This window comes from Actinacidiphila oryziradicis, from assembly GCF_005047355.1.
Classification (GTDB): domain Bacteria; phylum Actinomycetota; class Actinomycetes; order Streptomycetales; family Streptomycetaceae; genus Actinacidiphila; species Actinacidiphila oryziradicis.
This window is the reverse complement of sequence record NZ_SUMC01000038.1, coordinates 49912-70124: the sequence shown is the minus strand read 5'-3', so window position 1 is coordinate 70124 and position 20213 is coordinate 49912. Positions and strand designations below refer to the sequence as shown.

Genomic DNA, 20213 nt, shown 5'->3' with positions numbered 1-20213 from the left:
CCTGTCATGGGTTACGAAGTCGAGAAGTCCGACGCGCAATGGCGCGAAGAGCTGACGCCCCAGGAGTACGCCGTCCTCCGTGAGGCAGGCACCGAGCGCGCCTTCGCCGGCGAGTACACCGACGCCAAGACCACCGGCGTCTACTCCTGCCGCGCCTGCGGCGCGGAGCTCTTCCGCTCCGACACCAAATTCGAGAGCCACTGCGGATGGCCCAGCTTCTGGGATGCACGCAACTCAGATGCCGTAGAACTTTTGGAGGACCGGTCCCTCGGGATGGTGCGGACCGAGGTCCGCTGTGCGACGTGCGGCTCACACCTGGGACACCTGTTCGAGGGTGAGGGCTACGGCACTCCCACCGACCAGCGGTACTGCATCAACTCCATCTCGCTGCGGCTGACCCCCGACGAGGGATGAACAGACCACCGACACCGTGAGCGCGGAGCTCGCCGAGCGAACCTCCTACGACCGGAAGAGCCGCTGGACGGCCTGGGCATGCAGGCGCAGCATTGGGCCGGACGCGCCGCCGCGGCCAGCAGGGCCACCGGGAGCGTGACGTTGAACGCGGCGAGCTCCCGTGCCGCTTGCAGGGATATCTTGGGGCCTGCCCGGCCGACCAGCGCAGGGACGGCGATCACTCTGCGGGGCCGTCACGGCGGGGGCGCAGCGCACCAGCCGCAGGTCCGCCGGGACGGCCGTCAGGATGCGCTCGGAGCTGTCGGGTACTGACAGCACCCGGGTGAGGCGGGCGTGCCAGGTCACCAGATGAGCGGCTTCCCTCCACTGCTGGCACTCATGGCAGGTTCGCCCTGCCCCGCGGCTGTGCACTCACTCGTCAACGGGTCGCTGTTGGTCAAGCGGCCTGGTGGTGGGCGAGGGCGGCGTGCGGGTCCTCTTCCCCGGTGCGGGTGGGATCGGGGTGGATCAGGGCTGCGGTGAGGCGGGGGACAGCGTGCAGCAGGGCGTGTTCGGCGTCGACGGCTACCTGGTGGGCGGAGAACAGGCTCAGGGAGCCGTCGATGACGATGGTGGCCTCGGCGCGCAACTGGTGGCCGATCCAGCGCATCCGTACCTCGCCGACCTTCTTCACACCCGGCACCGTGCGCAGGGCCGTTTCGGCGGTATCGACCAGGGCCGGGTCGACGGCGTCCATCAGGCGGCGGAAGACCTCCTTGGCCGCGTTCTTGAGGACGAGCAGGATCGCGACGGTGATCAGCAGGCCGACGATGGGGTCGGCCAGTTGCCAGCCCAGCGCCGCGCCGCCCGCGCCGAGCAGGACGGCCAGGGAGGTGAAGCCGTCGGTGCGGGCGTGCAGCCCGTCGGCGACCAGCGCCGCAGAGCCGATCTTCCGGCCGGTGCGGATGCGGTAGCGGGCCACCCACTCGTTGCCGACGAAGCCGACCACCGCCGCGGCAGCCACCGCGGACAGGTGGGAGATCTCGCGGGGGTTCAGCAGCCGGTCCATGGCGGTGTAGGCGGCGAGCGCGGAGGACGCGGTGATGGTCAACAAGATGGCGATACCCGCGAGGTCCTCAGCACGGCCGAAGCCATAGGTGAAGCGACGGGTGGCCGCCCGCCGGCCGAGGATGAAGGCGATGCCCAGCGGTACGGCGGTCAGCGCGTCGGCGCCATTGTGGATGGTGTCGCCGAGTAGTGCGACCGACCCGGACAGGGCGACGACTAGGGCCTGCAGCACCGTGGTGACGCCGAGTACAGACAGCGAGATCCACAGGGTCCGCATGCCCTCCGCTGAGGACTCCATCGCCGAGTCGACCTTGTCCCCGGCCTCATGGCTGTGTGGGGTGACCACGTGGACGGCCCCGTGCCGCAGCCGCGACCACCGCGACCCGCCGTGCTCTTGCCCGTCGTGGCCGTGGCCGCGAAAGTGTCCGTCGTTGTCGCCGTGCGCGTGGCTGTGCCCGCCGTGACCGTGATCGTGACTGTCTGCTGCGCGCGGCTCATGGGTGTGGTCGTGATCGTGGTCGCTCACGGGCTCAGAGCCTTCCGGTTCGGGGGACGGGCAGGACGGTCCGGCTGGACACCGGACGTCCAGCCTCTCATTATGTGCGTATGAGTGCACGCATGCACCTATCAGGTGCGCATGATTTGCAGGAGCACGACGACGGCGAACGGCTGGAGATGGCCGCCGTGATCCTTGCCCTGCTCGCCGACCGGACCCGGCTGGCCCTGCTGCGCCAGCTCGCCGAGGCCGAGGCCGACGTGAGCACCCTCACCGAAGCCTGCGGCGCGGCCCGCCCCTCGGTCAGCCAGCACCTGGCCAGACTCCGACTCGCCGGACTGGTCACCACCCGCAAGGATGGCCGCCGGGTGATCTATGCCCTGCGCCATGGGCACCTGCGACGGCTGGTCGACGAGGCGCTCAACGCCGCCGACCACCAACTCAACGCCCTGCCACCGCACGACTGACACCCGCGCATGTCGACGGCCGAACCCGCGTGACGCGGGTGCGCTGCTTAAGGACCCTGCTGCTGGTCCCGGTGCTGTATGTCAACCAGGAGATGGTGCTGCGACCCGGCGCGGTCACCGGGGTGGGCACGCCCGGCTGATCCTGGAGCGGTTCGGGAAGTTCTGGGGCGCGTTCTCCGTGATCGACCTGTTCCTGCTCAACGCGCTGACCATCGTGACGGGCTGCGTACGCACCGAGGTGTGGCCAGCGGCCCGGCCTGCGGCAGTCACTGCGCCGGAAGTGAGCCGCCTTACGGCTGATGCCCGCTCGGGCGGCGTGAGGGGGGACAGTGCCGTGACGCCTCGTCTCGGGCCAGGGAGTTAGAGCTCCACCACCGGACAAGTCAGGGTGCGATAGATGCCTTCGACCCGCTGGATCTGCGCTACCACCAGGCGGCCCAGGTCGTCCACCGTCGGGCCCTCGGCCCGCACGATCACGTCATACGGTCCGGTCACGGACTTGGCCCGCACCACCCCCGGGATTGCTGAGATCGCTTCGGTCACAGCGGGTGCCTTGCCGGCTGCGGTCTGGATCAGGATGTAGGCCTCGATCATCACGGACCTCCCGGCGCCCGGTTGCGCGCTTGCCCTACGAGACAAGGTGACGCTGCTGCGACCTCGCCGTCAGGGCTTCGTGGCTGGACCCATGCTTCGCGCGGCCGGACGGAGCGGGCCCCTCACGTGCGCGGCCCCAGCATCGGACCGTACAGACGGCCGCCACCGCGGGGCACCAGCCCCGGCGCCGCAGTGAACCATGTGCCCCGTTTATTAGCATATAAGATGCATTGCAGAATTCTTCAATTCGCTACATGACGTGGTTGCCATGCCTGTGGTGCGGAGACGGGCATGGCCACTCGGCAGTAACCACGGACTGTCGCGGACGGTCGTCGCAGGTCACGGGCGGTCGGCTGCAGGTCACAGTGTCGCTGGAGTTGCTCCGGGACGAAGAGGCCGTGGGTTCAAATCCCGCCACCTGGAACCAACCAGGTCAGGGCCCTTATCCCATCGCGGATCGGGGTCCTGACGCTTTCGTACAGCAGCGAAGTACAGCACCCGCTATGACTGCGCATCCTCGGTCTCGCGCTTCTTCTTGTTTTCCTGCCCTACTGGTTCGGCCGCCGACAGCTTGCCCAGCTTCCGCAGGGCCCGGCGAATCTCCTCCGTGGGCATGTGCGTGTAGACCTTCGCGCGGGAGTCGACGCGGGTCGGCGCGCCGTTGGAGTCCGTGAATCAGCGGCCGCGCTGTGCGGGAACAGCGAGATCGAGTTCCGCCGTTTCCCGGTCGGGCGGGGTGACGCGCTGGGCGACCAGGGCGGCGAGATCGTCGTCGCGGGTGCCGTGGACGTAGGCGCGCAGGTCCTGGTGGAGGTGGTCCAGGAGCCGTCGGGGCGGGGTGGAGGCCCATAGGCGGACGCGCTGGGTGAGGGGGTAGAGGTCCCGGTACCGTCGCGGGTCTCGCTGACACCGTCGGTGTAGAGCAGCAGGCGGTCGCCGTGCGCTGATAGCGCATCTGCGAGTCCGGAACGAACAGCACGAGTGCGCCGACGACAGCGCAGCCACGCCAGAACGGACCGGCGGCGGCGGGATCGGTTGGCGCGGGTGAAGGAACGGTCGGCGCGGCTGCGGCAGCCGCCCGGGCGGCGGGCGCGCGTCAGGCGAGGGCCGCCCGCGCAGCGGGAGTTCGGCCCGCGGTGGGAGCGGTCAGCGCAGCGGGAGTTCCGGCGGCCGGCGCCTTGGCTAATCTGCACGGGTGACTACCGACCTGACCCTGCTGCCGCGTGTCGCCTATCGCGGACAGGAGGTCACCGCGCCCCGGCTTCGCGGTCTCCTCGCGCTGCTCGCAGGCGACTTGCGCACGGGCTGCAGCACCGAGCGGCTGGTGGCAGGGCTGTGGCCGGACGAGTTGCCGGAGCGGCCGGGAAAGGCGCTGCAGGTCCTCGTGTCCAGGGCCCGGGCGCAGCTGGGCGCCGACGTCATCGTCAGCACACCGACCGGATACCGGCTCACACTCGCCGAGGACCAGGCCGACAGCTCCGCCCTGCTGCTGCACGCCGCCGCGAGCGCGGACCGGGCCAGGGCCGGGGACCACGCGGGGTCGCTGGCTGCGGCCGAGGCCGGGCTCGCGCTGTGGAAGGGCACCCCTGACGGGGCCGGCGACACCGACGACCCCGTAGCCGCGTTGCGCACCGAGCGCGCCCCTGCCCGAGGCACGCTCGTACGCGCGCAGGCGCTCGCGCTCGCCCGGCTGGGGCGGCACGCGGAGGCGGCCGGGCCGCTGGCCGTGGCCGCCTCGGAGCATCCGCGCGACGAGGAGGTGCTCGCCGAGCTGCTGCGCGGCGAGGCGGCGACGGCGGGCCCGTCCGCCGCGCTGATGCGGTACGAGGCGTACCGCCGTGAGCTGCGCGACGAGCTCGGCACGGATCCGGGCGCCGGGCTCAGGGCCGTACAGCAGGAGCTGCTGCGCGGCGAGTCGCCTGTGGTCAGGCACGGCGTGCCGCACGAGCCGAACCCGCTGCTGGGACGGGACGAGGACATCGCGGCGGTGGAGCGGCTGCTGCGCGCTTCCCGCGCCGTCACCGTCGGCGGCCCCGGCGGCCTCGGCAAGACCCGGCTCGCGCACGCCGTCAGCCGCCGGGCCGGGCAGCGCGTGGTGTATTTCGTGCCGCTCGCCGGCGTCACAACGGACGAGGACGTGGCCGCGGAGGTGGCCTCCGCGCTCGGCGCGGGCGAGGGGCGGCCCGGCGCCATGAGCGGCCACGTCCCGGCCGACCCGGTGTCCGGCATCCTCGGCGTGCTCGGCTCCGGGCCCGCGCTGCTGGTGCTGGACAACTGCGAGCAGGTCGTCCGGGGCGCCGCCGACCTCGTACAGGCCCTGGTCTCGTCCTCGAAGGACCTGCGGGTGCTCGCCACCAGCCGGGCCCCGCTGGGCCTCACGTCTGAGGCGGTGTACGCGCTGCCGGAGCTCGGTCTCGACACCTCGGTCGAGCTGTTCACACAGCGGGCCCGGGCCGCCCGGGCCGGCGTGCGGCTGCCGCCGGACGCGGTGGCCGGGCTGTGCCGCCACCTCGACGGGCTGCCGCTCGCCGTGGAGCTGGCCGCCGCGCGGGTGCGGGTCCTTTCGGTGCCGGAGATCGCCCGCCGCCTCGGCGACCGGTTCGCGCTGCTGCGCGGCGGGGCGCGGGACACCCCGGAGCGCCACCGCACGCTGCACGCGGTCGTGGACTGGAGCTGGAACCTGCTCGCGAAGGACGCCCGGGCGGCACTGCGCACGCTGTCCGTCTTCCCCGGCGGCTTCTCCGGCGAGGCGGGCGAGCAGGTGCTCGGCGAGGACGCGCTGTCGCTGCTGGAGCAGTTGGCCGATCAGTCGCTGCTCACCGTCGCCGACACCCCGGCCGGCGTGCGGTTCCGGATGCTGGAGACCGTACGGGAGTTCAGCGCGGCCCGGCGTGCGGAGGCGGGCGAGGAAGAGGAGGCCGTCGGCCAATTCCTCGCCTGGGCACGGGACTTCGGGGTCGCGTACCACGACTGGTACTTCGGCTCGGAACCGCTGGCCGCCTGGGAGCGGATCAGGGCCGAGCAGGACAACCTCGTGCTGGCCCTGCGGCACGCCCTGGCCCGTACGGACGGTCCCACCATCGCCGCCCTCACCGCCGTCCTCGCCGCCCTGTGGTCCACCGGCTCCAGTTACCCCCGCCTCACCGCCCTCGCCGCGGACACCGGCCCGCCGCTGTCGCACTACTACCCCGAGCCCGAATACGTCGAAGTCGCCCGCGCCGCTGCGGTGTTGTGCACGGCGAGCCTGTTCATGGGCTACGGTCCGCACGTCGTACGCCAGCTCGTCACCCTCCGGCGGCTGCCCCCGGCCCCGCCGGACACGCTGGTGCGCGCCATCGCGGTAGTGCTGAGCGCGGTCCCCGAGATGCTGCCTCCCGACTACGACGTGCTGCGGGGGCTCTGCGGCAGCGAGCAGCCGCTGCTCACCGGCATCGCCGAGTGCGTCGCCACCTACGTCTGGGAGAACGAGCACGACATCGACCGCGCGCTCGCCTCGGCTCGCCGGAGCATCGCCGCCCTGGCGCCGGTCGACAACCCGTTCCTGCAGGTCATGGGCCATGCCCGGCTCGGCGAACTGTGCTTGCAGATGGAGCAGGGCGAGGCCGCGTACGGGCACCTCAAGGCGGCGCTCGAGGCGCTGCCGCGCCTCGGCGACGAGCACGACTCCATCGGCGTCCGCTGGGGCCTCGCCCTCGCCTGCCTGCAGCGCGGCGACCCCGACGAGGCCGAGTACTGGCTGTGGCAGGCGGAGGGCGACAACACCCCGCAGAAGGACGACTTCTACAGCCCCGACTTCGGCGGCCGCGCCGAGATCGCGCTCGCCCGCGGACTGACGGAGGTCGGGCTCGGCTTGTGGCGCCGCAACGTGGAGAACGTGGAGCGGATGCCCGAGGCCGGCTCGATGCACAGCGTCGACCCCTTCCTCGACCGGTGGGTGCTGCAGATCCAGTCGGCGGCGGTGACGGCGCACGCGCACGCCGGCCGGCTCGGGCTCGTCGCGGAGGTGGTCGATCGGCTGCGGCAGCGGCTGCGGACCCTGCTCTCCGGTCCGTCCCGCTCGCCCATGGAGCTCCCCGTGTTCGGGACGGTGCTGCACGCCCTTGGCATGGCGGGGCTCGCGTCCGGCGACGCCGGTGCCGTACGGATGATCGCGCTGGCCGAACGGCTGCGGGTGCTGCGCGATTTCCAGCCGACGATGTCGGCGGCCCGTGCCCGGCAGGCGGCCGAGGACGCCGACAGGGCGGCGTACGCCGACGCGGTGTCGGAGTACGCCGCCCTGGAGCGGGACGAGCTGCGGGAGGCAGCCCGCGCGCTCATTTCGGGTCGCGGTTGAACAGTGACGTCGACCAGCGGTAGCCGAGCGCGGCCAGGCCGACGCACCAGGCGATCGCGATCCACCCGTTGTTGCCGATCTCGGTGCCGAGCAGCAGGCCGCGCAGGGTCTCGATGACCGGCGTGAACGGCTGGTACTCGGCGATCGGCTGGAACCAGCCCGGCATCGTGTCGGCCGGGGTGAAGGCGCTCGAGATGAGCGGGAGGAGAATCAGCGGCGTTGCCATGTTGCTGGCGGCCTCGGGGTTCGGGCTGGCCATGCCCATCCCGACCGCGATCCAGGTGAGCGCCAGGGCGAACAGCGCGAGCAGTCCGAACGCCGCCAGCCACTCCAGGGCCGTGGCGTCCGTGGACCGGAAGCCGATGGCCACGGCGACGGCACCGACGAGGACCAGGCTGGCGAGCACCTGCAGCACACTGCCGACGACGTGCCCGATGAGCACAGAGCCGCGGTAGACCGCCAACGTACGGAAGCGGGCGATGAGGCCCTCGGTCATGTCCATGGAGACGGACACCGCGGCCCCGATCACGGTGCTGCCGATGGTCATCACCAGGAGGCCCGGGACGAGATAGGCGATGTAGTCGGAGCGGTCCGCGCCGCCGCCACCGATGCCCGCGCTCATCACGTTTCCGAAGACGTAGACGAAGAGCAGCAGCAGCATGATCGGCGTGAGCAGCAGGTTCAGGGTCATGGACGGGTAGCGCCGTACGTGCAGCAGGTTGCGGCGCAGCATCGTGTTCGAGTCGCGTACGGCGAGGGAGAGGGCGCTCATCGGACGTTCTCCTTGGGCTGGTTGGGGACGTTGGGGACCTTGGTGCCGCCGGTCAGGGCGAAGAACACGTCGTCGAGGTCGGGGGTGTGCACGGTCAGCTCGTCCGCCTCGATGCTGCTCGCATCCAGCCAGTCGAGGATGGAGCGCAGCTCGCGCGGGCTGCCGTCGCTGGGGATCTGCAGCGACAGCGTCTCGTCGATGGGGGCGCCCCCTGCTCGAGCGAAGCCGAGAGCTTGGGGGAGAGCGACCTCGCGCAGGGCGACGGCGGCGGACTGGTAGGCGGCCGGGTCGGCGAACCGCAGCCGCACGTGCCCGCCCGGGATGAGCCGCTTCAGCTCGTCGGCGCTCCCCTCTGCGGCGATCTTGCCGTCGTTCAGCACGGCGATGCGGTCGGCGAGCTCGTCGGCCTCCTCCAGAATCTGGGTGGTGAGGAAGACGGTGACGCCGCCGGAGACCAGCTCGCGGATGATCCCCCACATGTTGTGGCGGCTGCGCGGGTCGAGGCCGGTGGTCGGCTCGTCGAGGAAGATGATCCGCGGGTTGCCGACCAGCGTCATGGCGAGGTCGAGGCGGCGCTTCATGCCGCCGGAGTAGGTGGAGACGGGCTTCTTCGCGGCCTCCACCAGGTCGAAGCGCTCAAGGAGTTCGGCGGCGGTGCGGCGGCCCTCGCTGCGCGAGAGGTGGTGCAGGTCCGCCATGAGGAGCATGTTCTCCTCGCCGGTGATCAGGCCGTCGACGGCGGAGAACTGGCCGGTGACGCCGATCGCGGCCCGCACGGCCTGCGGGTCGGCCGCCAGGTCGTGGCCGCCGACGTGCAGGTCGCCGGCGTCGGCGGTGATGAGGGTGGAGAGGATCTTGACGGCGGTGGTCTTACCGGCGCCGTTCGGGCCGAGCAGCGAGAAGACCGTGCCGGCCGGCACCGCCAGATCGATACCGTCGAGGACCGTCTTGTCCCCGTAGGCCTTGCGCAGCCCCTTGGCCGCGATGGCGAGAGAGTGCGAAGTCGTTGTCGTCATGCCGCAGAGCGTGCGGCAGGGCGCATTCAGCGCGGTTTCACGATGGTTTCAGCGCCCCGGAACCGGGCGGGGAGGCAATGCCTTATTGCCTCCCCGCCGTTGCGGCCTCAGCGCGGCTATCGCCGCGCCATCAGCGCCCTGGCCGACTCTTGACGCTCAGCACTCTTCACCGTCGTCGCCCTCGCCCGGCTCCGGCGCATCCGGGTCGCGCAGCGGGCGCAGCCGCCACCGCCCAGGCTGGAGGCGGTGAAGCTGTAGCGGCCGAGACATGCAGACCCCTCGGCTTCCAATCTCCCGAACCCGCGCGTTTCCAAGCGGATCCTGCGCAAGCTACGCGCCGAGAACCGCGGCGCGGCCATCTCCCAGTACCTGCGCCTGACGATCGGCGAGCACTGACCGCGCCTCCCCCGGGACCGAGTCCGCGTCAACCGAGCAGCCTCTCATTACCCATTTGAGCTGAAGATATAAGGATTTCCTTCTGATGCTTCGCGTCGTACGCTGGGATGCGGACCATGAGCTGGGAGATCAATCTCCATCCTTCGGTGGAGCTGTGGCTGCTCGAACTGGCAGAGGAGGATCCGGTGAGCGCGGATCTCGTCGAGGAAGCCGTCGACCTGCTGGCCGAGAGCGGCCCGATGCTGGGGCGCCCGCTTGCCGACCGGATCCGCGGCAGCCGGATCCACAACCTCAAAGAGCTGAGGCCGGGGAGCACGGGCAGCACGGAAGTCCGCATTCTGTTTGTGTTCACTCCCGAGCGGGAGGCGGTGCTGCTCGTGTCGGGGGACATGGCGGGCCGTTGGGGTCAGTGGTATCGCGAGGCGATACCGGTGGCCGAGGCCCACTATGGGGAGTACCTGGCGGATGCCGCAGGAGAGGACGGGGGTGCCCGATGAGCCGGCACAGTAGCTGGGCCGAGGTGAAACGCCGGATGCGCGAGGCCCATCCCGAGGTGTCCGAGGCCGAGTGGGAGGCCCGCAGGCAAGCCGCCCGCACTGCGACCGAGGCGCACGTGCTGGGACACCACCTGCGCGAGATCCGGGAGGAGCAGGGCCTCACTCAGGCCCAGGTCGCGGCGTCGGTGGGGATCACCCAGGCCCGGGTCTCGCAGATCGAGCGGGGGGAGATCCACAACCTGGAGACCATGCGCACATACGCCGCGGCTCTGGGCGCCAAGATCACCGTGTCCATCGAGTACGGCGACCGGACCATCGGGGCCGCCTGAGCGGCGTCCCTGGCCACCGCGCCCCCTCCGGCCCGGCCCCGACGGGGGCCGGGCCGGAGTCAGGCCGAGGGCACGGTCACCGTGGTCACCGTACGAGTGCCTCGCCCGCCGGTTCCGGTACCCGGGCGGCGGAGAATGCCGTCGTGCGGCGCAGCCGGAACCCCAGGGACTGGTAGAGGCGGATCGCGCCCGTGTTGGCCGCGGAAGCGTGCAGGAAGGGCATCTCACCGCGGGTCCGGATTTCGGCGGCGACGGCGAGGACGAGCCGGGTGGCCAGCCCGTGTCCGCGGAAGGCCGGGTCGGTGCAGACCGCGCTGATCTCCGTCCAGCCCGGCGGGTGCATGCGCTCGCCGGCCATCGCGACCAGGGCGCCGTCCCGGCGAATGCCGAGGTAGGTGCCGAGTTCGATGGTGCGCGGCAGGAAGGGGCCGGGCTGGGTGCGGTCCACCAGGTCGAGCATCTCCGGGACGTCGGCGGGTCCGAGGCGTATCGCTTCGGCGTCCGGGGCGGCTGCCACGCCGTCGTCGACGAGTTGGACGCCTGCGAGGCGGAAGGTCACCTCCCAGCCGTCCGGGGGCGGAACGCTGACGGCGGCGAGCGGGACAAGGGCGCCCGGTCCGGCGAGGGCGGCGATGTCATCCCAGTCGGCGGCGTCCGGCTCGTCCGGCAGGGCGACCCAAGGGGCTATGTCGACGGGGTAGCGGAGCACCCGGCCGCGTCGTTCGGCGAGGTGGGCGTGGGGGCCGGTGAGCGAGGAGCGGGCAGGGTTGTCCAGGGGGTGCGGGGCCCGGACGGCGCTCATGGGCCGACCTCGATCACGATCTTGCCGCGGGCGTGGCCGTTTTCCACGGTGCGCAGTGCGTCGGCGGCCTGCTCGAGCGGGAAGGTCTGTGTCACGTAGGGGCGCAGTACGCCGTCGACGACGAGCTTCGCCACCTCCTCCAGGATCGCGCCGGTACGGGCCCGCTCGACGGGTGAGCCGCCGAGGCGGGCCACGGTCCCCCGGTCCGCCGCGCTGATCAGCTTCGACCGGTCCGCCACCAGCCGAGCGACCTCTTCGAGGTCCGCGCCGCCGACGAGGTCGAAGACCGCGTCGACGCCATCGGGCGCGGCGGCCGCGACCCGCTCCGCGACACCGGGCCCGGAGACGATGTGGACCGCGCCGAGCGACTCGACGAACTCCTTCTTGCCGGCACTCGCCGTTCCGATGACGGTGATGCCGAAGTGCCGGGCGATCTGGGCGGCGGCCACCCCGACCCCGCCGCCGACACCGGTGATCAGAAGTGTCGCGCCGGGCGGCAGCGCCAGCTGCCGTACGCCGTCGTACGCGGTCGCCGCTGCGACCGGGAGCGCCGCGGCGTCCACGAACGACAGTCCGGCGGGCTTGTGGGCGGCGATCGTGACCGGCAGCAGCGTGTACTGGGCGTATCCGCCGCCGACCGGGTTGCCGAAGACCTCGTCCCCGGGAGCGAATCCCTCGACGCCCGCGCCGACCTGCTCGACGACACCGGCGACCTCGTTGCCGAATACGGCGGGCAGCTCCGGCGCCGATGAGCCGGGGCGGCGGTAGCCCGTCCGGAGCTTCCAGTCGACGGGGTTCACCCCCGCGGCCCGGACGGCGACGAGCAGCTGCCCCGGTCCGGGGCTCGGCCGTGGGCGGTCGATGAAGGACTCCGTCTCCGGGCCACCGTGTGCGTTGAAGACATAGGCCTTGGGCATTCGATCCCTCACTCCGACTTCGGAACAGCAGCTCAAAAGGAACAGCAGGTCAAAGCACGCGCACCGGGGCGCCTATTCCCGGGGCGGCGATGTGTTCATCCGGTCGCAACAGTCCACAGGCGCACCGCGAGCCCGAGGCCGCCGACCGCGATGGCCGTGCGCAGCACATGCGCGGGGATCCGGCGAGCGACTACTGGGCCGAGCCGGCCCCCGATGAGGAAGCCCGCGGCGAGCGGCACGGCGACCAGCCAATGGACCGGCCCGAAGACCGCGAAACCCAGTGCGGCGACGCCGTTGGCGACCGCCAGGATCACGTTCTTCAGGGCGTTGGCCCGTACGAGGGTCTCCCCGAGGCCGGTCGCCAGCAGGGCGAGCATCAGTACCCCGGCGGCGGCCCCGAAGTACCCGCCGTACACCGCGATGGCGAACACCGCGAGCATGACCGCCGGGTTTGTCTCGCCCAGGCCCTCCGGCCGCAGGCTCCGCAGGCGCGGCTGGAGGAGCAGTACGACGGACGAACCGGCCACCAGCCAGGGCACGATGAGCTCGAAGGCGCCGGGCGGGGTGACCAGGAGCAGGACCGAACCCGTGACACCTCCGGCGGCGGTGAGCGCCAGGTAGCGGCGCACGCGCCCGCCCTGGCCGGTGAGCTCCCGCTTCGAGCCGGCCGCCGCACCCACGCCGCCGAGCACCAGGGCGACGGTGTTGGTGACATTGGCCGACAGGGCGGGCATCCCCGTCGCCAGAAGCGCGGGATACGACACGAGCGAGGCGAGGCCGGCCACTGTGCCCGCGAGACCGGCCGCGACTCCGGCGACGAGCAGCAGCAATGGCTCGGCGAGGATCATCGTGCAGTGCCTGTTATGTCCATGTGGGAGAAAGTTACCCGCAGGGGCGCCGGGTCCTGTCGCCGGCCGTCCCGGATGTGCGGTTCATCCATTCGTCATCGCATTTTTGGATGAAACATCCCCTTCCGGCATGCTGGATGGCCGGATAGCGTCCCCCGCACAGCAAGCGGCAACGGCGGGTATATGGAGGAACCGGAAATGGTGGATTCCCAGAGCGCTCCTGTGGCGCAGCCGGCGAGGCCGGGCGGGGCGCTGGGGGTGGTGGAGACCCGGTCGATCGACTGGGTGCCGGACGAGGAGCGGCACGGGAAGGTCTGGCATCAGGCGCCGCTGTGGTTCCTGGGCAACTTCCAGTACTTCACCATCGCCGTCGGCTTCGTCGGCCCGTCGCTGGGCCTGCCGCTCGGACAGACGGTGCTCGCGGGGGCGCTGGGGATCGTGGTCGGGACGTTGTTCATGGCCTTCCACGCCTCGCAGGGGCCGGTGCTCGGGCTGCCGCAGATGATCCAGTCGAGGGCGCAGTTCGGCTATCGCGGTGTCATCGTGGCGCTGGCGGCCACGATCTTCACGTACATCGCCTTCAACGTCGCCGACCAGGTGCTGCTCGCCCAGGGCCTGAACGGCATCTTCGGCTGGAACGAGACCGCCGTCGCGCTCGGGGCCGGGGCGATCGCGGTGCTGCTGGCGATCTACGGCCACGACTGGCTGCACCGGGCCTTCCGCTGGCTGCTGTATGTCTCGCTGCCACTGATGGTGCTGGTCACCGTCGGCGTGCTGACCGGGCACGCGGGCGGCGCCCACGTCGCGAACCAGCACCTCGCATTCACCTGGGCCGCCTTCTTCGCCCAGTTCTCCGCGGCAGCGGCGTACAACATCACGTACGCCCCGTATGTCTCGGACTACTCGCGCTATCTGCCGCGTACGACCTCCGCCCGCGCCCTCATCGCGTCCGTCTTCTTCGGCGCCTCCGGCTCCGCGGTCTGGCTGATCGCGCTCGGCGGATGGCTTGCGCTGAAGCTGGGGGTCAGCGACGGGCTGGTCGGGCTGCGGCAGGCGGGCGACCACTTCCTGCCGGGCCTGGGGGCCGCGGCCGCGGTGCTCTCGGCGCTGAGCCTGGTGGCGACGATGGGCATGAACGCGTACGGCGGCATGCTCACGGTGCTGACCGGCATCGACTCGTTCCGGCCGATCACTCCGACCCGGCGCATCCGGATCGTCGCCATCCTCGGGCTGGCGGTGGTCTGGTACCTGATCGCGTCGCTGATCTCGGCCAACGCGGTGGCCACGGTGTTCACCGCGCTGACCCTGATGCTGTACCTGCTGGTGCCGTGGACGGCCACCAACCTGGTGGACTTCTTCTTCGTCCGGCGCGGACACTACGCCGTCACCGATCTCTTCACCCCGTCCGGGATCTACGGCGCCTGGTCCTGGCGCGGGCTCACCGCCTACGCGGTGGGCATCGTGGCCGAGATCCCCTTCATGGTCCTGCCCGACCTCGGCGGCTGGAACTACACCGGCCCCCTCGCCAAGCAGCTCGCCGGCACCGACATCGCCTGGCTGGTAGGACTCGCGGTCAGCGCCCTGGTCTTCCTCGCCGCCGCCCGCACCACGGACCGGGCCGGAGAGGACGCCGCGATCGCGCTCAGCGAGCAGCAACTGGCCGGCGTCTGAGGGAACCGCCCCCCGGCCGGACGGGCTCAGAAAGAGCCCGTCCGGCGACACCGCGGCAGGTGGGAACGAGCCGCCCGAACTGGCCGAGTATCTGCGCGCGCTGGGCGCCCGGGTCACCCGCGCGGCCGACGGCGCTCCGTGACTCCCCCGCGCGACGCGTTAGCGCCCGGCCGCGAACGCTATGAACGGGGCCCAAGCTTCAGCCGCGAAGGCGAGCGTGGAGCCCTGCTTGACCTTCGAGTCGCGTACGTGGACCGTGCCGGGGGCTGCCGCCACCTCACAGTCGCCGCCGCCGGTGCCGCTGTAACTGCTCTTGAACCAGGCCACTTCGACACAGTTGCCGCCGTCGCTGCCGCTGTAACTGCTCTTGAACCAGGTCAGCTCGGCGGTTGCGTTCGTTCCCTGCTCGGCGCTCATAGTTCTCCCGCTACACGCTCGATGAGACGCACTGACTCCTCTACGTTGAGAGCCTGCGAACGCAGCTTGCCATAACGCAGCCCGCACACGCTGACCTTGTGTGCATCGGTGACCACCACACCAACGCCCTGGGATTCGATGTATCCCACCTGCCGGTGCTCATCGGTCTCCAGCAGCACCATCGGGCCGTTGAGGCCCGGATGGAACCCGGTGGAAGCAGGCATGACCTGGATCTCCACGTTGCGCAGTTCCGTAAGCTTCAGCAGCCGATGGAGCTGGGCCGCAAGCACCTCGGGACCACCCACCGGGTTGCGAAGAGCCTGCTCCCCGATGATGAAGCTGAGCGCCACTACCGGGGACCGCGTCAGCAGTTTCTGCCGCTCCATACGCGCCTCGACGTACTGCTCGATGATCTCCTCTTCCAGCGGCGGGCAGTGCCCGGTGAACACGGCCTGCGCGTACTCCTCGGTCTGCAACAGGCCGGGAATCAGCACGGGTTCGTACTCAAACCGACTCACCGCCCCCATCTCGATCAGCGCGAAGTCCAGGAAGAACGCCGGGAGCTTGGCCAGATCCACCTCCTCCTGCAGTGCCACCAGCACGCCACCCGCCTGCAACACCTCCTCCGCCGCCGCTGTGAAGGCCGACTTGGCGGGCCGCCGCCCCTGCTCGATCGAGGAGACCTGCTCGATCGAGTAGCCGACCACGTCGGCCAACACCTGCTGCGTCATCCCGGCCCGCTCCCGGAAGAGCTTGACCAGCTTGCCGTAGCCCTTCCAAATGCCCGGCCGGTCGTCATCGTTGTTCCGCTTCCTCGGCTGCCGGTTACTCATGCGCGCCCCGTCCCCAGTTCGTCCCGGTAAGGACGTCATTCCGCCGATCCGGTCAGGCTATCTGCGTACTCGGCCGATCACTCCTCGAAGTCAGAAATCCGTTGCGGCGCTCCGCCCGCTGGAACGGTCGTCGGCGAGCCGGGCCCGTCACCCACCGTCCGGCCGGCGTCCACGTAGCGGGTGTTGAACAGGACCAGGGCGGCTCGCCACTACAGGCGTCAGCGCACGGCAACCGACGGCGGTTCTGCCCCGTCCTGACCGCCCCGGGCTTGGCCCGCCGTATTCAGCCACCGCACATCACCGCGCCTTACATCAGCCACGTCGAGGCAAGCCGGTACGGGGATGAAGAGAGGGATCAAGCGAAACCCGCTACCGGAACGGCACTGGAGAGACAGCGATGACCGCCCCGACCGCCCTCGCCCCAACCGCAGCTCACCCCGCCGCACCCCGCTACTCGGTGTCCCTCGCCCGCGACGAGGCCGAGGTCCGCGCGGCACAGCGGCTGCGCCACGACGTGTTCGCCATGGAGCTGGGCGCCCTGCTCACCACCCCCGAGCCCGGCCTCGACATCGACGCCTTCGACGCCTACTGCGACCACCTGATCGTCCGCGAGGACAACTCCGGGGCCGTCGTCGGCACCTACCCGCTCCTCCCCCCGGAACGCGCGGCCATCGCCGGACGGCTCTACGCCGAGGGCGAGTTCGACATCAGCGCGCACGCCGCGATCCGCCACGACCTGGTCGAGGTCGGCCGCTCGTGCGTCCACCCCGACCACCGCGACGGGGCTGTCATCGGCCTCATGTGGGCCGGCATCGCCCGCTACCTCGTCCGTACGGGACACAACTGGCTCGCCGGCTGCTGCTCCGTCCCCCTCGCCGACGGCGGGGCGTTCGCGGCCGGCGTCTGGGACACCGTGCGCGACAAGCACCTCGCCCCCGCCGAGTACCGGGTCCGGCCGCGCCTGCCCTGGGACGCCTCCGGCATAGCGCGGACACCCGGCCGCACCCCGCTGCCCGCACTGCTCCGCGGGTACATACGGCTGGGCGCCCAGGTCTGCGGCGAGCCCGCGCTCGATGCCGACTTCGGGGTCGCCGACCTCTACGTACTCCTGTCGCTGCGGCAGACCAACCCCCGCTACCTCCGCCACTTCCTCTCACTCGTCCCGGCCTGATGAGCCTCTGGCTCCCCACCGCGCCCTGCACACCCGTGCTCTGCCTGGCCGGCGGCTCCCCGCCCACCGTCGGCCGCCCGCGCCGGCTGGCCCGGGCCGCCGCCTTCCTCACCGTCGTACTCCTCGGACTCCTGCTGCTGCCGCTCGCCCGCCGCACCCCCAAACTGATCCGGTCCGGAGCCCAGGCCGTGCCGACTGCTCTCGGAGTACGGATACGCATCACCGGCGAGCCGCTGCCGCCCTCCGGCGGCGTGCTGATCGTCGCCAACCACATCTCCTGGCTCGACATCCCGCTCCTCGCCGCCGTCCGGCCCGCCCGTATGCTCGCCAAGCGCGAGGTCGGCACCTGGCCCGTACTCGGCCCGCTGATCGTCCGCGCCGGCACTCTCTTCATCGACCGCGACCGCCTCCGGGCCCTGCCGCAGGTCGTCTCCGACCTCGCGGACGCGCTCCGCTCCGGCTCCACCGTCGTCGTATTCCCCGAGGGCAGCACCTGGTGCGGCCGGGGCCACGGCCGCTTCCGCCCGGCCGCTTTCCAGGCCGCCCTGGACGCCGGGGTGCCCGTGCAGCCGGTACGCATCCGCTACCGGCTCAGCGATGCCTCCCCCGCCACGCTGGCTGCCTTCGTCGGCGACGACACGCTCCTCGCCTCCCTGCGCCGGGTGACCGCCGCCCGGGGCCTGGTGGCGGAGGTCCGAGTCCTTCCGGCCCTCCCCTGCGGGACGTACGGGGACCGGCGCGCCCTGGCCCGTGCGGCCCAGGATGCCGTGGGACCGCCCGCGCCTGCAGCGCGGGAGTGCCCCACCCACCCGCCCATTACCCGGGAGCGTCAGGTGACCGGGTGCCAAAGCACTCCGACGAGCCACGGCCTCCCGGCCTGCGAGCCGGCGGGCGCGCAATAACTACGGTGCCGACCTTTCCTCACCGCCGAGCGACTTTTTCAGGAAGTCCAGCTCAAGCTGGAGCAGGTTGTCCGCCACGCCTTCCCGGGCGACGAGGTGGCCCACCCCGGACAACGGCAGTACGGTGTGCGGCCGGCCCGCCGCGAGCAGCGCCGCCGAGAAGCGCAGAGTGTTGGCCGGGGCCACGTTGTCGTCGGCGAGTCCGTGGACGAGCATCAGCGGACGGGTCAGCTTGTCGGCGTACGGGATCAGGGACGAGCGCTCGTAATTGTCGGGCTGGACGTCCGGATGCCCCAAGTAGCGCTCCTCCCAGTACGCGTTGTACAGCCGCCGGTCGGTGGGCGGCGCGCCTGCGACCGCCGCGTGGAACACATCGGGGCGGTGCAGCACGGCGCCCGCCGCCAGATATCCGCCGGCCGACCAGCCCCGGATGCCCACCCGCCCCAGGTCCAGGACGTCGTAGCGCTCGGCCGCCGCGTGCAGGGCGTCGATCTGGTCCTCCAGCACGGGCCTCAGCCGGTCGCCGAGGATGGCCCGCTGCCAATCCACTCCTCGCCCGGGAGTGCCGCGCCGTCCGTGGCCAGTACAGCGAAGCCCTGCTCGGCGTACCACTGGCACACCGCCGTGTACCACCCCCGCGCCTTGGTCACGACCTGCATGCCGGGACCGGCGTATGGGCTGAGCAGCACCGGCAGCCTGCCCGAGCCCGGCTCGTACCAGGACGGTAGGTGGAGCCGGCTGCGCAACTCACGCTCACCGAGCACAAGATGGACCGGCCTGGGCGTGACCAGCGGCTCCTCCGTCAGGACCGTGATCCGGCCGGACGGCTTCCCGCCTCGCAGCACCGTCACTGTGTGCCCGTCCAAGGTCCGGCTGTCGAGGACGACCGTGTCGCCCCCTGCGGCGGCCGTGTGCACGCCTGGCTCTTCCGACAGCCGCTCGAAGCCGCTCTCTGCCGCGTACGACCAGACATGGGTCTCCGTCGGCTCTTCGCTCGCCGTGAACAGCACCCGCTCGCCCACCGCCCCCAGTACCGCGCGAACCTGCAGACCTGCCGGCGCGAAGGCGTTCCCTATCCGGATCGTCCGCACGTCGCCGCGCACGCACGGCAGCACCAGCACCCCGGACGCAGTGTGCAATGGAGCCCCAGGCGGGAACTCCACCCATCCGTCGTCGCTTTGCCGGGACAGCGGATCGACATCGCCGGTCGCCGGGTCGACGCGAACGACCCACATCGTGCGCTGGTCCCGGGTCTGCAGGCTGATCACCGGGCCGACGCTCTCCCAGCTGGCGTTGACGACGTACTCGAAGGCGAGGTCCTGCCACGCACCGACCGGGGCGTCTTCCTCGGGGGCCCGGTGCGGGAGCCGGACCGGTGTGTGCCCGCCGTCGATCGTGACCAGGCGCAGCGAGGTCTCCGCGTTGGCCGTGCCGGCCGCCGGATAGGGGACCGACCGGGGCGGTTGGCCGGGATTCGACGGGTCGCCGACGTACCGGCGCTCCACCATCGACGTGTCGATACGGGCCACGAGCAGCGCGTCGCTGTCCGGCGACCACCAATAGCCGCGCAACTCCGCCGCGACAAAGTCAGCCAGCCCGTACGTCACCTCTGCGCCCTCGGGCTCCGCCAGCAGCCGGTCCCCCGTCCCGTCGGTCCCAACAACCCGGAGTGCGCCCTTGGATACGTACGCGATCAGGGTCCCGTCCGGGGACGGCCGTGGGTCGGTCACCAGGCCGGCCGTGGGGACACAGCGCGGCGCGCCACCGTCCGTCCGTACGGTCCACAGCGCGCCGCCCAGGGCGTACGCCACGACTCGTGCCTCCCGGTCCGCCGCGTACGCCACCACTCCCGCCGCGGTCTCGCGGTCCCGTTCTCGGCGTATCCGCTCCGCGTCGGGCACCTGTTCGTCACCGCCGAGCGCTGCCGGGTCGGCGAGAATCCGCTCTTCTCCCCTCTCGTACATCCACAGCAAACTGCGCGGATCGGTGCCGGAAACGGACCGGACAAACAGCACGCGCTCACCGTCCGGGGAGACGGTGAACTGCCGGGGGACACCGAGCGAGAAGCGGCGGGTCCGGGCGAACTGACGGGGGAATCCACTGGTATCCATGGTCTCCGTGATCTCTGCAGGGGCACTGTGCGGCACGGTTCTCAGATTGACCGGAACAACAAAAAGACTCCAGGCGCGGGCCTGGAGCTCAAGTGTGGTGCGGACGACGAGAATCGAACTGCGTGGTCGGCCATTGGCCGGGGCTCTCACGCCCGTTCTGGCGCGATCCGGTGCGGCGGT

General features: G+C 71.3%; 18 protein-coding genes and 2 pseudogenes. 10 read left to right on the top strand and 10 right to left on the bottom strand.

Annotated features, from left to right (window positions below):
* Window positions 1–6: 6 nt before the first annotated feature.
* Window positions 7–414 (top strand): peptide-methionine (R)-S-oxide reductase MsrB, encoded by a 408-nt coding sequence (gene msrB / locus FCI23_RS31690; protein WP_136727443.1) that lies wholly within the window; start codon window positions 7–9, stop codon window positions 412–414.
* Between the two features lie 436 nt (window positions 415–850).
* On the opposite strand, the gene FCI23_RS31685 is transcribed toward msrB, so the two are convergent.
* A complete protein-coding gene (locus tag FCI23_RS31685) occupies window positions 851–1987 on the bottom strand; it encodes a cation diffusion facilitator family transporter (protein WP_136727441.1) in 1137 nt (378 codons plus the stop codon).
* Window positions 1988–2067: 80 nt separating this feature from the next.
* Between FCI23_RS31685 and FCI23_RS31680 the strand changes: the two genes are divergently transcribed.
* Together FCI23_RS31680 and FCI23_RS31675 are read left to right on the top strand one after the other, a co-directional pair.
* Window positions 2068–2424, top strand: a complete 357-nt coding sequence (locus tag FCI23_RS31680; RefSeq protein ID WP_136727440.1) for an ArsR/SmtB family transcription factor — start codon at window positions 2068–2070, stop codon at window positions 2422–2424.
* Window positions 2425–2480: 56 nt separating this feature from the next.
* Window positions 2481–2644 (top strand): annotated as a pseudogene (locus tag FCI23_RS31675) (divalent metal cation transporter); the annotation flags it as partial.
* 140 nt (window positions 2645–2784) lie between these two features.
* On the opposite strand, the gene FCI23_RS31670 reads toward FCI23_RS31675, so the two are convergent.
* A complete protein-coding gene (locus tag FCI23_RS31670) occupies window positions 2785–3018 on the bottom strand; it encodes an Lrp/AsnC family transcriptional regulator (RefSeq protein WP_136727438.1) in 234 nt (77 codons plus the stop codon).
* 615 nt (window positions 3019–3633) lie between these two features.
* Between FCI23_RS31670 and FCI23_RS31665 the strand changes: the two genes are divergently transcribed.
* Window positions 3634–3870 (top strand): hypothetical protein, encoded by a 237-nt coding sequence (locus FCI23_RS31665; protein ID WP_136727436.1) that lies wholly within the window; start codon window positions 3634–3636, stop codon window positions 3868–3870.
* A 343-nt stretch (window positions 3871–4213) separates the two neighbouring features.
* Complete coding sequence (locus FCI23_RS31660) at window positions 4214–7351, top strand: ATP-binding protein (RefSeq protein ID WP_136727434.1); 3138 nt, start codon at window positions 4214–4216, stop codon at window positions 7349–7351.
* Here the strand turns inward: FCI23_RS31660 and FCI23_RS31655 are convergent.
* The gene (locus FCI23_RS31655) at window positions 7332–8123 is read right to left on the bottom strand and encodes an ABC transporter permease (protein ID WP_136727432.1); all 792 of its coding nucleotides are present in this window, start codon (window positions 8121–8123) and stop codon (window positions 7332–7334) included. The genes FCI23_RS31660 and FCI23_RS31655 overlap by 20 nt on opposite strands.
* Window positions 8120–9139, bottom strand: coding sequence for an ATP-binding cassette domain-containing protein (locus FCI23_RS31650; protein WP_136727430.1), 1020 nt, complete (start codon window positions 9137–9139; stop codon window positions 8120–8122). Before FCI23_RS31650 ends, FCI23_RS31655 begins: the two co-directional genes overlap by 4 nt.
* Before the next feature lie 512 nt (window positions 9140–9651).
* Between FCI23_RS31650 and FCI23_RS31645 the strand changes: the two genes are divergently transcribed.
* Window positions 9652–10032 carry a type II toxin-antitoxin system RelE/ParE family toxin gene (locus FCI23_RS31645; RefSeq protein ID WP_136727429.1) on the top strand — a complete coding sequence of 127 codons (381 nt, stop codon included), beginning with the start codon at window positions 9652–9654 and terminating at the stop codon, window positions 10030–10032.
* Window positions 10029–10361 carry a helix-turn-helix transcriptional regulator gene (locus tag FCI23_RS31640; RefSeq protein WP_136727427.1) on the top strand — a complete coding sequence of 111 codons (333 nt, stop codon included), beginning with the start codon at window positions 10029–10031 and terminating at the stop codon, window positions 10359–10361. Before FCI23_RS31645 ends, FCI23_RS31640 begins: the two co-directional genes overlap by 4 nt.
* Window positions 10362–10446: 85 nt before the next feature.
* Here FCI23_RS31640 and FCI23_RS31635 read toward each other — a convergent pair whose 3' ends face one another.
* The 3 genes from FCI23_RS31635 to FCI23_RS31625 form a co-directional block, all read right to left on the bottom strand.
* Window positions 10447–11163, bottom strand: coding sequence for a GNAT family N-acetyltransferase (locus tag FCI23_RS31635; RefSeq protein ID WP_136727425.1), 717 nt, complete (start codon window positions 11161–11163; stop codon window positions 10447–10449).
* Window positions 11160–12080 carry an NADP-dependent oxidoreductase gene (locus FCI23_RS31630; RefSeq protein ID WP_136727423.1) on the bottom strand — a complete coding sequence of 307 codons (921 nt, stop codon included), beginning with the start codon at window positions 12078–12080 and terminating at the stop codon, window positions 11160–11162. The genes FCI23_RS31635 and FCI23_RS31630 overlap by 4 nt, the downstream gene beginning before the upstream one ends.
* A 95-nt stretch (window positions 12081–12175) precedes the next feature.
* Window positions 12176–12928 (bottom strand): sulfite exporter TauE/SafE family protein, encoded by a 753-nt coding sequence (locus tag FCI23_RS31625; RefSeq protein ID WP_136727421.1) that lies wholly within the window; start codon window positions 12926–12928, stop codon window positions 12176–12178.
* A gap of 198 nt (window positions 12929–13126) precedes the next feature.
* Between FCI23_RS31625 and FCI23_RS31620 the strand changes: the two genes are divergently transcribed.
* Entirely contained in the window at window positions 13127–14599 is a 1473-nt protein-coding gene (locus tag FCI23_RS31620) for a purine-cytosine permease family protein (RefSeq protein ID WP_136727420.1), read from the top strand.
* A 159-nt stretch (window positions 14600–14758) separates the two neighbouring features.
* Here FCI23_RS31620 and FCI23_RS31615 read toward each other — a convergent pair whose 3' ends face one another.
* Both FCI23_RS31615 and FCI23_RS31610 read right to left on the bottom strand, forming a co-directional pair.
* Window positions 14759–15016 carry a DUF397 domain-containing protein gene (locus FCI23_RS31615; protein WP_136727418.1) on the bottom strand — a complete coding sequence of 86 codons (258 nt, stop codon included), beginning with the start codon at window positions 15014–15016 and terminating at the stop codon, window positions 14759–14761.
* On the bottom strand, window positions 15013–15849 hold the full coding sequence (locus tag FCI23_RS31610) for a helix-turn-helix domain-containing protein (protein WP_136727416.1): 837 nt from the start codon (window positions 15847–15849) through the stop codon (window positions 15013–15015). Before FCI23_RS31610 ends, FCI23_RS31615 begins: the two co-directional genes overlap by 4 nt.
* 397 nt (window positions 15850–16246) lie before the next feature.
* Between FCI23_RS31610 and FCI23_RS31605 the strand changes: the two genes are divergently transcribed.
* A complete protein-coding gene (locus FCI23_RS31605) occupies window positions 16247–17020 on the top strand; it encodes a GNAT family N-acetyltransferase (protein WP_136727415.1) in 774 nt (257 codons plus the stop codon).
* Window positions 17020–17922, top strand: coding sequence for a lysophospholipid acyltransferase family protein (locus FCI23_RS31600; RefSeq protein ID WP_136727413.1), 903 nt, complete (start codon window positions 17020–17022; stop codon window positions 17920–17922). The genes FCI23_RS31605 and FCI23_RS31600 overlap by 1 nt, the downstream gene beginning before the upstream one ends.
* Here FCI23_RS31600 and FCI23_RS31595 read toward each other — a convergent pair.
* Window positions 17923–20033 (bottom strand): annotated as a pseudogene (locus FCI23_RS31595) (prolyl oligopeptidase family serine peptidase).
* Window positions 20034–20213 lie beyond the last annotated feature (180 nt).